Source organism: Chryseobacterium mulctrae, assembly GCF_006175945.1.
GTDB classification, from domain to species: domain Bacteria; phylum Bacteroidota; class Bacteroidia; order Flavobacteriales; family Weeksellaceae; genus Chryseobacterium; species Chryseobacterium mulctrae.
Map to the genome: position 1 here is coordinate 2,824,777 of NZ_VAJL01000001.1, position 13,397 is coordinate 2,838,173.

Annotated in this window: 8 protein-coding genes; 6 read left to right on the forward strand and 2 right to left on the reverse strand. The window is 35.6% G+C overall.

Features of this window, described 5'->3' with window-relative positions:
• Positions 1 to 7 precede the first annotated feature (7 nt).
• The 4 genes from rlmD to FDY99_RS12965 are packed head-to-tail and all read left to right on the forward strand — an operon-like array spanning position 8 to position 5,043.
• Positions 8 to 1,414, forward strand: coding sequence for a 23S rRNA (uracil(1939)-C(5))-methyltransferase RlmD (rlmD, locus tag FDY99_RS12950; protein ID WP_139422034.1), 1,407 nt, complete (start codon positions 8 to 10; stop codon positions 1,412 to 1,414).
• 42 nt (positions 1,415 to 1,456) lie between these two features.
• Complete coding sequence (locus FDY99_RS12955; protein ID WP_228448791.1) at positions 1,457 to 3,934, forward strand: zinc-dependent metalloprotease; 2,478 nt, start codon at positions 1,457 to 1,459, stop codon at positions 3,932 to 3,934.
• A 10-nt stretch (positions 3,935 to 3,944) separates the two neighbouring features.
• Positions 3,945 to 4,415: a DUF6452 family protein gene (locus tag FDY99_RS12960; protein ID WP_139422038.1), complete on the forward strand. Its 471-nt coding sequence runs from the start codon at positions 3,945 to 3,947 to the stop codon at positions 4,413 to 4,415.
• The gene (locus tag FDY99_RS12965) at positions 4,381 to 5,043 is read left to right on the forward strand and encodes a DUF6048 family protein (RefSeq protein WP_139422040.1); all 663 of its coding nucleotides are present in this window, start codon (positions 4,381 to 4,383) and stop codon (positions 5,041 to 5,043) included. Before FDY99_RS12960 ends, FDY99_RS12965 begins: the two co-directional genes overlap by 35 nt.
• Before the next feature lie 21 nt (positions 5,044 to 5,064).
• On the opposite strand, the gene FDY99_RS12970 is transcribed toward FDY99_RS12965, so the two are convergent.
• The gene (locus tag FDY99_RS12970; RefSeq protein ID WP_139422042.1) at positions 5,065 to 5,511 is read right to left on the reverse strand and encodes a hypothetical protein; all 447 of its coding nucleotides are present in this window, start codon (positions 5,509 to 5,511) and stop codon (positions 5,065 to 5,067) included.
• A 142-nt stretch (positions 5,512 to 5,653) separates the two neighbouring features.
• On the opposite strand from FDY99_RS12970, the gene FDY99_RS23210 reads away from it, so the two are divergent.
• Together FDY99_RS23210 and FDY99_RS12980 are read left to right on the forward strand one after the other, a co-directional pair.
• Positions 5,654 to 7,717: a T9SS type A sorting domain-containing protein gene (locus tag FDY99_RS23210; protein ID WP_139422044.1), complete on the forward strand. Its 2,064-nt coding sequence runs from the start codon at positions 5,654 to 5,656 to the stop codon at positions 7,715 to 7,717.
• Between the two features lie 334 nt (positions 7,718 to 8,051).
• Entirely contained in the window at positions 8,052 to 12,638 is a 4,587-nt protein-coding gene (locus FDY99_RS12980; RefSeq protein ID WP_139422046.1) for a GEVED domain-containing protein, read from the forward strand.
• A 116-nt stretch (positions 12,639 to 12,754) separates the two neighbouring features.
• On the opposite strand, the gene coaE is transcribed toward FDY99_RS12980, so the two are convergent.
• Complete coding sequence (gene coaE, locus FDY99_RS12985) at positions 12,755 to 13,393, reverse strand: dephospho-CoA kinase (protein WP_139422048.1); 639 nt, start codon at positions 13,391 to 13,393, stop codon at positions 12,755 to 12,757.
• Between the last annotated feature and the right edge of the window lie 4 nt (positions 13,394 to 13,397).

Here is a 13,397-nt window from a genome sequence, read left to right on the forward strand (position 1 = left end):
AATTGATATGAGAAAGAAGAAAGACGTAATTCTTGAGAATATAAAACTTTTTGCAGCGGGCGCAAAAGGCGTTGCGATAGGAAAAACTGAAGAAGGAAAAACTGTTTTGGTTTCCGGAGCGATTCCTGGAGATGTGGTGAATGCAAGAATAAAAAAATCAAAATCAAAATATTTTGAGGCTGAAGTAAAAGAAATTGTAGAAAAATCTCCATTCAGAGTTGAGCCGAAGTGTATTCATTTCGGAACCTGTGGTGGCTGCAAATGGCAAAATATGAGCTACGAAAAGCAGCTTGATATTAAACAGGAAGAAGTTTATAACAATATCAAGAGAATTGGCGGAATCGATGATTTTGAAACCGTTCCTATTTTGGGTGCAGAAGAGCAGTATTTTTACAGAAATAAAATGGAATTTTCTTTCTCTAATGCAAGATGGTTGAGTCATTACGAAATAAGTTCTGAGGAAAACTTTGGAAGCAGAGACGCGTTAGGTTTCCATATTCCGGGAATGTGGAGCAAAATTTTAGATTTAAAAGAATGTTTCCTTCAGGAAGATCCATCGAATGCAATTCGTTTGGCAGTGAAAAAATTTGCTGAAAATAAAGGTTTAGATTTTTTTGATGTTAAAAATCAGGAAGGTTTCTTGAGAACTTTGATGATGAGACAAAACTCAAAAGGAGAATGGATGGTTTTATTCCAGCTTTACAGAGAAGAAAAAGAAAACCGTACTCAGCTTTTTGATTATCTTTTGGAGCAGTTTCCACAAATAAAAACGTTGGTTTATGCCATTAATCCTAAACAAAACGATTCAATCTACGATCAAAATATCAAAGTATATTTCGGTGAAGGATTTTTAATGGAAGAAATGGACGGTTTGAAATTTAAAATCGGTCCGAAATCTTTCTTTCAAACTAATTACAAACAGGCTTTAGAATTATATAGAAAAACACTTGAATTTGCTGATTTAAAAGGTGATGAAGTTGTTTATGATTTATATACAGGAACAGGAACAATCGCTCAATATGTTGCAAGAAACGCAAAACATGTAATTGGAATCGAGTCTGTACAGGAAGCAATTGATGCAGCAATCGAACACGCTGAATTGAATGGTTTAACCAATACGACGTTCTATTGTGGTGATATGAAAAACGTTTTCAATGACGAGTTTTTAGAAAACCACCCAAAAGCTGATGTGTTGATTACCGATCCACCAAGAGACGGAATGCACCAAAAAGTAGTTGAGCAGATTTTGAAATTAACTCCGGAAAAAGTAGTGTATGTAAGTTGTAATTCTGCGACTCAGGCTAGAGATTTAGCTTTAATGAAAGAGCATTATACTTTGGTGAAAATATTACCGGTAGACATGTTCCCGCAAACCCACCATGTGGAGAATATTGCTCTGCTTATCAAGAAATAATTACTTAAATTTGAAAATACAAAAATCAAAAGTTTAATGAATATGATAAAGAACTGTAAAACTGTTTTCTTAGTTGGTGCATTATTTTTTACCCAGCAGAATTTATTTTCTCAGGAAAAAGAGAAAGATTCTACTGTTGTAAAAAAAGATACTGCCGTAGTAAAGAAAGATGATAAAAAGAAAAGTCTGATTAAGCCATTTAAAGATATCATTACCGATAAGGCGGTTTCAGATCAGGGAGTTTTTACGGTTCATAAAGTAGACGACAAATATTATTTTGAAATTCCGGATGCGATGCTGAAAAAGGAGTTTCTTTTGGTAACAAGATTAACAAAAGCAGCTGCAGGAATGCGTTCCGGAACTTCTGGTTATGCAGGAGACCAAATCGGGCAGCAGGTAATTGCTTTTGAAAAAGGTCCCAAAGATAAAATCTTGTTACGTTCTATTTCTCACGTAGATTATGCGAAAGATTCTACCTCGCAGATGTATAATTCGGTTACGAGAAATAATGTGCATTCTATCATTAAATCTTTTGATGTAAAAGCTTACGGAGTAAAGAACAATTCTTCTGTAATTGAAGTTACAGATGTTCTGAATTCTGATAACGAGCTGACTTCTTTTTCGGTTTGGTCTAAAGATTCGTATAGAGTCGGCGCTTTCCAGAAAGATATGTCATTCGTCAATTTTGTGAAATCTTTCCCTACAAATATTGAAATTAATACCACTAAAACTTTTGCAAGAACTTTAGGAACGCCTGCAAGCCCGGCAATTCTGGGAAGACCTGCACCAAAAATCAGTGGAAATTATACAGTAGAAATCAATTCTTCATTCGTGCTTCTTCCTGAAAACAAAATGCAGGCAAGATATTTTGATCCGAGAGTAGGATATTTTACAGTGGGTTATACCGATTTCGATTTAGATCCTCAAGGTGTAAAAAGGATTTCATTAGTAAAAAGATGGCGTCTTGAGCCAAAACCGCAGGATTTAGAAAAATATAATAAAGGTGAATTGGTAGAGCCTGCAAAACCAATTGTATTTTACATTGATCCTGCAACTCCTAAAAAATGGGTTCCTTATTTAATGCAAGGAGTTAATGATTGGCAAAAAGCTTTTGAAAAAGCCGGATTCAAAAATGCAATTGTAGCTAAAATCCCAGATCCGAAAGCAGATCCAGAATGGAGTTTGGAAGATGCAAGATTTTCTGCAATTGTTTATAAACCTTCGGATGTACCGAATGCTTCAGGACCTTCAATCGCCGATCCAAGAACGGGTGAGATTTTAGAAAGTCACATCAATTGGTATCACAATGTAATGTTGTTGCTAAGAAACTGGTATTTTGTACAGGCTTCTCCAAATGATGAAAGAGCAAGAAAAATGGAGTTTGATGAGAAACTGATGGGTGAACTTATCCGTTTTGTTTCTTCTCACGAAGTTGGTCACACTTTAGGTTTGAGACATAACTATGGATCAAGTTCTACAGTTCCTATTGAAAAACTAAGAGACAAAAAATGGTTGGAGAAAAACGGTCACACTCCTTCGATTATGGATTATGCAAGATTTAATTATGTTGCACAACCGGAAGATAAGATTGGTGATGCCGGAATTTTCCCTAGAATTGGTGATTATGACGATTGGGCAATCGAGTGGGGATATAAAAGATTTAATCAGTTTAAAACTCCGGATGCAGAAAAACAATATCTGAATCAGTGGGTAATTAAAAATCTTAAAAACGAAAGACTTTGGTTTGGTACAGAAACCAATCCTTTAGACCCAAGATCGCAAAGTGAGCAAGTTGGTGATAATGCTATGATTGCAAGTACTTACGGAATCAAAAACCTGCAAAGAATTGTGGATAACTTAGATCAATGGACGAAGACACCAAACGAAGATTATAAAAATCTCGATATGATGTACGATCAGGTGACGACACAGTTCAAAAGATATTTAGGTCACGTTTCAAAATATATCGGTGGACAAATGGAAACTCCGAAAACTGCCGAACAATCGGGTGCGGTTTATGAAGTTGTTGCCAAAAAAGATCAGAAAGAGGCGATGAAGTTTTTAACTGAAAATGTTTTCACCACTCCGCAATGGTTGCTTAAGAAAGATATTTTTGAGAAGACAGGTAAAACTCCGGTAAAAACGGTTGAAGAAATTCAGAATGTTGTTTTGGGAAGAGTTTTGAGTCCAATGGTTCTTCAGAGTCTTTATCAATCTGAAGCGGTTGATCAAAATTCATATCCATTGGTTGAGTTTTTCTCAGATTTAAACAATTCAATTATTACAAAAGAAAATACAGACATTTACGGAAGAAATCTTCAGAGAAATTATGTAGATACTTTAATAAAATTAATTGATAACAAAAATTCTGATAAGTCTGATGTTTCTGCCATTGTAAGAGGAAATTTAAATAGCATTAAAAAAGATCTTTTAGCAAAAAATACTTCTAATGATTTGGTCAGCAAATATCATAATGAAGATTTGGTTTTCCGTATTGAGAAAGCTTTAGATCCAAAATAAAGATTCAAGTATGAAATATTTTAAATTTATCATATTAATTCTCGCCCTATCATCGGTCATTTCTTGTGGAGGTGATGATGATATCTGCGAAAGCGGTGAAGGTACGCCGCGAATGAAAATTTCATTTAGAAAAGACAATAAAATTACAAAGCTTGACAATATAAAAGTATTTGTAGATTACGGGTCTAAAATTGTAACCCTGGGAACTTTTTCTAAAGTTGATTCCGTATTTGTTCCTTTACGTGTGGATGAATCTCCTTACACAGATATTTATGTAAAAACAATTGCTACCGAAGATTCAACTAGGGTAAGAATAAATTACACCACGAAATCTATATATGTTTCACCAGGATGTGGTGCCAAGAAAAATTACGAAAATGTAAATTCAGTATTATCGACTCCGAATTCTTTGAAAAGTGTGGAACAAGGGCAAAATTTTATAGAAAATGAAGACAAAACTAATTTATTCTTTAATTTTTAGTGTTTTCGGTTTGATGATTTTTTCTGCACAGGAAAAGAAAGAAGCTGAGAAACCAAAATGGAAATACGAGCCCAATTTTATTGTGGGTATTGATGTCTTGAATGCAGGGGTTTCATTTTTCTCGGACAGACAAATGTTTCAGGGGTTTATTTCTTCCAGAGTAAAAGACAATCTCCACGGAATTATAGAAGCAGGTTTTGATAAAAATATTTACCAAAATAATGGGTACGATGCTAAAGCAAGCGGACCTTTTGTGAAAATCGGAGCCTTTTATATGTTGGCAAGAGACCGTGAAAATGATTTTAATGGCTTTTATGGAGGTGGAAAAATTGGTGGATCATTTTACAATCAGGAATATATGGCGATTCCGGTTCGTGGTTTTGCCGGAAACAGCTCGTCGGTTTCAATGCCTTCTTCTTCACAATCATCTTTTTGGCTGGAAGGAAATTTAGGCGGAAGAGTACAGCTGTTTGAATCTAATTTTTACATAGATGTCAGTATGCAACCCCGTTATTTAATGGTTACTTCAAAACAGGATGAAGTTGTTCCAATGATTGTTCCCGGTTTTGGAAAAAGCTCCAATAAATTTAATATGGGCTTTGCATGGAATATTGCGTATAAGTTTTAGAAATAAAAAAAAGAGCAGGTTTTATCTGCTCTTTTTTGTTTGTATTATTCTTTGAATTTCATCATAAAGCTTTTTAAGCTCCAAAGGAGGGTTTCCAGAATCAAATGTTGAAGATTGATAATCACTTCCATTTTTTGTAATCGTAATATGTGAGGCCAATGCTGCATCGCTGAACCGTTTTGTCGTCGGAGCCTCTAGTTTTGAAATACCTTCTGTATTTATTTCTTCTACGTACTCTACAATTTTAGACCAATCATTTTGAGGTATTTCTTGGCTATTAATATTCCCATTAATAGAATAAATCAGTTTTCCATTTGATAGAGTGATATCTCTTATGGTGCCTCTCGTACGCTCAGAGAGTGATACTTTTTCAATTTTCAATATTGTTTTTTCATTAGAAGTTATATTTGTTTTACAACTTGATATGATAAATAATATCATTGATGTTATAATGATAATGTAACGCATTGTATTTAATTTTTTAATAATTTACGGGTGTTTGTTATTGTTGTTACTTAAGCAATATAATGATTTTTTTTAAATAAAATTAGTAAAATATTATTATAAATGTAATTTATATTATATTTGTAGAAATTTAATAATAATAATTATGAAGAAGATTTCTACCATTTCAAAAATGGTTTTTCTATTTTCACTAATGTTTGCATCGTTTTTATTCGGACAAAAGCAGAAAATTAAAGCAAATGAAGGTGAGACAATAGTTTTTGGAAAAGTGTACACTGTTGAAGAATTGAAAAAGACAAATGGCCTTATTCGTTGTTCATCTAGCGAATATGAAGACTACCTTCAGAAAAAATATCCTGAGAGAATGAACGAAGGACAATTTGAAGCTTGGCTACATCCTTTGATTAAGAGTAATATGAATAACAAATCTCAAAATGGAGATGTAATAACAATTCCCGTAGTTGTTCACGTTATTCATGCTGGTGAAGCTTATGGTGCTTGGCCAAATATTACAGATGCTCAGGTTCAGTCTCAGATTACAGTAATGAATCAGGATTTTAGAAAAATGGCTGGTACACGTGGGTACAATACAGAAACAATTGGTGCAGATACTAAAATACAATTTGCCTTGGCAAAAGTAGATCCTAATGGCAATCCAACAAATGGAATCGACAGAGTAAATATGTGTAATCCTGAATGGTCTACAGATGAAATTAATAATATTGTAAAACCACAGACTATATGGGATCCTACTCAATATATGAATATGTGGAGTGTAAACTTCTCTACTCAAGGGCTTTTAGGTTATGCTCAGTTTCCTTCAGGTTCAAATTTACCTGGTCTTAATGCAAATGGTGGTTTGGCAGAGACAGATGGTGTTGTTGCTGGGTTTTACTGTTTTGGGAGTAATGATGCAAATGACGGTACTTTCCATTTATCTCCGAATGTAGATTTGGGTAGAACAATGACCCATGAAGTAGGTCATTTTTTAGGACTACGTCACCTTTGGGGAGATGGTAACTGTCTTACAGATTATGTTGATGATACTCCATTCTCATCAAATGTGGGTGATGCTCATTATGTTTGTAACCCTAATCAAGACTCTTGTCCTACTATGCCGGGCTTAGATATGGTTCGTAATTATATGAATTATACAATGGATCTTTGTATGAATATTTTTACAAATGATCAAAAAGCTAGAATTACTGCAGTAATGAATAATTCTCCAAGAAGAGCTTCTTTAAAAACCTCATTAAAAGATGTGGCAATACCCTTGTTTGCAAATGATGCTGAGTTAAAAGCAGAAAGAAATTGTAGTGCTGCTTCTACTTGTGATGGTACAGCTTCAGTTTCCTATTTGTTTAGCATTTACAATAGAGGAACATCTCTGCTTACATCTGCAGTTATCAGTTATACAGTAAATGGTGGAGCTGCACAGACTTTCAATTGGACAGGAAGCCTTGCTCAAGATAAATATGCGATAATTTCTCTTCCTGGTACAGAGAGTTCTACTATTTCAGCTCAGATTACCTCTGTGAACGGAACTTCTGATGCTAGAACAAGTAACAATACAGCTTATGCCGCTGCAGGTAGCTTCACAACTACACCAGTGGCTAGCTCTACTACATTCAATTTTAGGCTTCAACCGGATTTCTATGGTTCGGAAACTACATGGACATTGAAAAACAGTGCAGGAGCTACTTTGAAATCTGGGGGACCATATGCAAATGGTGTTGCGAATGGAAATACAATTATATCTTTGCCTGCTTTGGTTACTGAGACATGGAATTTAGCACCAGGTTGCTATATCTTCACTATTAATGATACTGATGGAGATGGCATCACAGTTTACGGTAGTTATAGTGTAAAAGATGCGGCAGGGAATGTTGTAATCGCTGAGGGAGCAACTAATTTTGGTTCTACTCAAAGTAAGTCTTTTAAATTATTAGTTTTAGATACAAAAGAAACAAAAGGTGCTTTAAATAACGGTATTCAAATCTACCCTAATCCTACATCTGATATTTTGAATGTTACTAAAGTTTCTGATAAAGCTACTTATAAGATTTATAGTGCAGCTGGACAATTAGTAAGCAATGGAAATATTAGCAACGGAAAAATTAATGTATCATCGTTAATAAAAGGTACTTACGTAATTTCTATTGAAGATAAAGGAAAAGAAAGCTTAAATTCTAAATTTATCAAGAAGTAATAAATTCTTTTTTATACTAATGAATCCTCAGGAAAACCCTGAGGATTTTTTTGTTTTGAAATCATAAGCTTTGTTTTGATGAAGTAATTGTAAAAAAAAAAGGTTAATCTATATTTTAATTATAGAAAATGATTAGATTTGTATTTAATATAAAATAATACAGCCTATGATTAAATTCTTTACATTCTTAACACATTTTGTGTTTCAAATTTATTGTTTATTAACAATATCGTTTAGATGGCATTTTACTAACAGATTAGTATTAAAAAATCTATAACAAGTTACTTTAAAAATTATCTAATGAGTTTAAAATTAATTACTAAGAATTGATAATATGAAAAAAATATTACTGATTTGGGGTTTGCTTATAGGTTTGATAGTTCATGCACAGGTAGCCCAAATAACTACCGGAACAGCGGGAACACCAGATCATCAAGCAGGACCCATTTACCGATCCAGTAACTCGAGTGCCTATGATGCTAGCCGATACTCATATCTTTATACTGCAAGTGAACTTGCAGCTGCTGGTATAACCTCTGGAGCCATTATTAATGATTTAGGCTGGGTAAAGAATAATAATGCAACTACTACCGGTGGTGGAATTTTTAGAATTTATATGAAAAATTCTACTGTTGCCAGTTATGGAAGTGCAACAGCGACTTGGGCAAGTCTGAATGCTGGAACTACTTTGGTGTATCAGAATTTAAATCAAGCTATTCCTGCGACTCAGGCGCCAAATTATATTACTTTTGCATTAAATGCGCCATTTACTTATACAGGTGGTTCTTTAGAGATTTCTGTTGAATGGGATATTAGTCAAGTATCAGGTAACCCTTCAACTGCGGCTTTTAGTTGGTTGTGGAGTACAGTTCCAAGTAGTATTTATGGTATATGTGATACTGCTTTAACGGGAACTGGAACTCTTTCATCAACTAATAATTCAATAAGTGGTATTACTAATAGAAGACCTTTTTTACAAATTGGATATAGTCCCGGGACAGCTTGTTCTGGTGCTGTGACAGCTGGAACAGCATCTGCTTCTGTTAGTAATACTTGTGCAAATACAGCATTCAATCTTTCACTTACTGGTGCAACAAGCGGAGGAGGAATTACATATCAATGGCAAAGTTCACCTGCAGGTGCTAATACCTTCACAAATATTGCTGGTGCTACAACTCTGTCTTATTCTGTTACGAATCAGACAGTAGCTACTGATTACCGTTGTGTAGTAACTTGTACCAATGGAGGAAGTACCCAAAACTCTAGTGTAGTTTCTGTGGGACAAAATTCGGGGATTACGTGTTTAAATTATTGCCCACCTGTAAATTCCGGAGGTAATGGTACGCTGATAAACAATGTGTTATTTGGCACTATTAATAATAACTCTTCAACTGCTCAGCCTACAGCTTCGCCTTATTATACTTTTTACCCTTCTGCTACAACTACAGTAGTGATGGGGACAACTGAAAATTTAAGTATAACAATAAGCACTGCAGGTACTTATACAGGAGCTATTACCTCTGTGTGGATAGATTGGAATCAAGATGGAACACTAAGTGCTACTGAACATTTCTATGTGGGACCAGGGAGTGGGTCTGCAGGTATTCCTTCAGGAACTACCCTTAGTGTACCAGTTACTATTCCGGTTTCAGCCGTGCCGGGGTTAACACGTATGCGTATAAGAACTAGAGGAAATGCTAATCCAAATCTTCCTACTGATGCTTGTACTAATTTTGGATCTGGTGAAACAGAAGATTATAATATTACTGTTGTTGCTGGTACAGCTTGTACAGGTTTGCCTGTTTCTGGAACTGCATCTGCAGCAGCTACTAATGCTTGTGCAGGTGTGCCTTTTGATTTAACACTTACCGGTTATACTTTTGGAGGAGGTATTACTTATCAATGGTATAGCAGCCCGGCAGGTGCAGGTACTTTTACTGCAATTGCAGGTGCTACAGCTCCTATTTATACTGTTGCTAGTCAAACAGCTGCTACTGATTATCGTTGTGTGGTTACTTGTACCAATAGCAGCCAGGCAGCCACATCTAATACAGTTTCTGTTGGACAAAATCTTCCTTCACAATGTTACTGTACACCAACAGGAGGAAGCAGCTCTACTTCTTATTATTTAAATAGTATTACTACTACAGGAGGGTGGACAAATATTAATTATACAGCAACTTCTTACAACGCATATATTAATTCTAATTTGACTGCGTTAACTTCTCCGGGAAATAACGTAAATGTTAACTTAGCAAGTGCAGGTGGTAGTACTTATTATTATAAAGTATGGATAGATTGGAATAATGACGGCTTTTTCTCTGATCCAGGAGAATTGGTTCTTGCAAATACTTCATGGGCTGCAACTTTATCAGGAACAATTCCAGTACCAGCAGGTACTGCATTAGGAAATTATAGAGTAAGATGCTTTACTGCTGATAGTAGTACGGGGCTTACTCCTTGTGGACCAGCACCATATGGAAGTTATGTAGACTTTACTTTGGCTGTAGTTGCACCACCTACTTGTTTACCACCTACAGGATTAACTGTGACAGGTGTAACAGGTAATTCTGCAACTCTTAACTGGAATGCTCCTGCTACGCCACCAGCTGGGGGATATGAATATTGGGTTTCAACTTCACCGACTACACCAACAGGTGCACCAAGCGGGCCAGTTACTGGACCTGGAACAACGGTGACTTTACCGACAACTCTGACTCCAAGTACAGTGTATTACTGGTGGGTAAGAGCAGTATGTTCTGGAACAGATAAAAGCTACTTATCTCAAGGACCATCATTTACTACAACTCAGATTCCTGCTACCCTACCTTATATTCAACCATTTACGGGACCAAACGATTTTGGTTTTATTAATGGTAGTCAGGTAAATAAATGGTTTTATGGTTCTGCAACTGGAAATACAGGCAATTCAATCTATATTTCTAATAATAATGGAACTGCAAATGCTTACACGACAGGTACAACATCGGTGACTCATGCATACAGAGACATAGCTATTCCAGCTGGAACTAGTGTTGCTACATTCTCATTTGACTGGAAAGCTGCTGGAGAAGGAAGTGGAAGTCTTCAGTACGATTATTTGAGAGTATGGTTAGTGCCTGCCTCATTCTTACCAGCTGCAGGAACGGCTATTACGGCAGGATCAGGTAGAATTCAAGTAGGTCATTATAACCTTCAGGGTACTACTTGGCAGACATTCTTAAATACCAATTTAAATCTTACTAGTTTTGCGACTGGTGTAATGCGTTTGGTATTCGAATGGACTAATGATAGTAGTGGAGGAACCCAGCCGCCTGCTGCCGTAGATAATATTATCTTAAGGGTTTGTAGCACAGCTACACCGGTTGTTACAGTAGTGCCTGCGTCTATTACACATAATTCGGCAAATATTACTTGGCCACAAGATATAGGTGGAGCTTCTTACCAAATCAGATACAGACCTGTAGGTACCACTCAATGGTTACCAGCAGCTGGTCCTATTACAGTAGGTGCTGTAGGAGGAGCTACAAATGGATCTCCTTTGTCAAACTTGACACCATATACACTTTATGAGGTGGAAGTTGCAGCAGTTTGTAATAACACAAATGTAGGTACATTCTCACATAACGAGTTTATGACCAAATGTGATCCTACACCTCCGAATATAACAGTGACGAACATTACTTCAACATCTGCTTTAGTAACTTGGAATCCGCTTGCAGCTGGAGCAACTTATGAATTACAGTGGAGAGAAGTTGGCACACCAACATGGTGGCCTGCATTACCTTCAACTCCGCAACCACCTGCGAATACTTACCTTCTTACAGGTTTAAGTTCTTATAAAACTTATGAAGTACAGGTAAGAAATAAATGTATTGGATCTTTAGCGTTTAATCCTTGGTCTACATCTCAAGTGTTTACTACGGTTAGAGTTTGTGAAATTCCACCTCCGGGATTAACAATCACTCAGTTGACTCCTACAACTGCAGAAGTAGTTTGGGATGCTTATACCGGACCAGGTGCTACTAATAACTATATATTAAGATACAGAAAAGTAGGAATACCAAGCTGGACGACAATTAACGTAAGTAATAATACCTATACAATAACAGGATTATTAGAACTAACAAAATATGAAATGCAGGTAGCAAATGTTTGTACGGGTACACCTGGTAACTTTACACCAGAATACTACTTTACAACACCAACAGTCGTTTATTGCCAAATGCATTCAACTAACTTTGCTTCTGAATTTATTTCAAAAGTAACAGCGAAGCCAACAGGTAAACCAGAGATGATTAATATTACACCAGGTTCTGCTTATTCAGACTTTACAACAGTTCCTTTGAAGTTTATTGATATGGTTCAAGGTTCTGTAGGCAACCAAATTATAGTGGATAAAACACTTAGCTCGGGAGCTAAAGCTGGAGTAGCTGTTTGGATTGACTTCGACAGAAGTGGAACTTTTGATCTTGATGAAAGAATTTTAGCTGATGGTCCGAATACGAATCTTACAGCAAGTGCTACATTTACTGTGCCGGCTGATGCTTTCGTAGGGTCTACAGATAAATATGTTGTAATGAGAGTGGCAATGGCTAAAGACGCTATTCCTGTAAATTGTATAAGCTTTACTGATGGTGAAGTAGAAGATTACACAGTAAGAATTTCTAAATTACCAGCCGCTAATACACTTAATCAAACAGATATTTTGATTTATCCAAACCCAGTTAAATCAATTCTGAATGTTAAGAATGTTAGTAAAAAAGCCAATTACAAGATTTACAGTGCTGCTGGTCAGCTAGTCTCAAGCGGAATTATCTTAAATAATAAGATTGACGTAAGCAGATTGATTAACGGTGTGTACGTAATTGACATTGATGATGTTCAGGGCACAGCTCAGAAGAAATTCATTAAAGAATAATCAATTAATTAAATAGAATAAGCTCTCAGAAATGAGAGCTTATTTTTTTATACATCAAAAAGTTTTGAAAGCTTAAAACAAAAAATCCTGCTGAAGAAATTCCAGCGGGATTTTATTTATTCAATATCAAAAATAATCTTTTCGGTTTGCTCTTTCAGATCATCAAGATTGGTGTTGTTATAGATAATGCAATCTGCTAGTTTTATTTTTTCCTTTTCAGGCATTTGCTTTTCCATTACAGATTGTACTTCACGGTAGGTTTTTCCATCCCGATCCATCACTCTTTTTATTCTGATATTATCTTCTGCAGTTACCAAAACAGATCGATAACATTGTTTATGAAGTTTTAATTCAAACAGCAAAGCAGTTTCTTTAAATATTAAATACTTGGTCTGCTTCTTTACCCAATCCTCAAAATCTAAGCGAACAGCAGGATGGATGATTTCATTTAAACTTTGCAGTAAATCTTTATTATTAAAAACCTTTTCGGCTACAAATTTCCTATTATAAAGACCATTTTCATCATAAGATTCATTGCCTAAAAGTTCTTTGATTTTAACCTTTAAATCATCGTTATCATTCACAATATCTTTCGCTCGGCCATCCGAATAATACACGGGAAATCCGAAGTCTTCAATAAATTTTGCAACCGTTGTTTTTCCAGAACCAATTCCTCCTGTTAAACCAATGATTTTGGGCGCAGGTTTCGAATCAGGCTCACTTTTTTGTCTTTCTGAATTCAATAATTCTTCCATAATC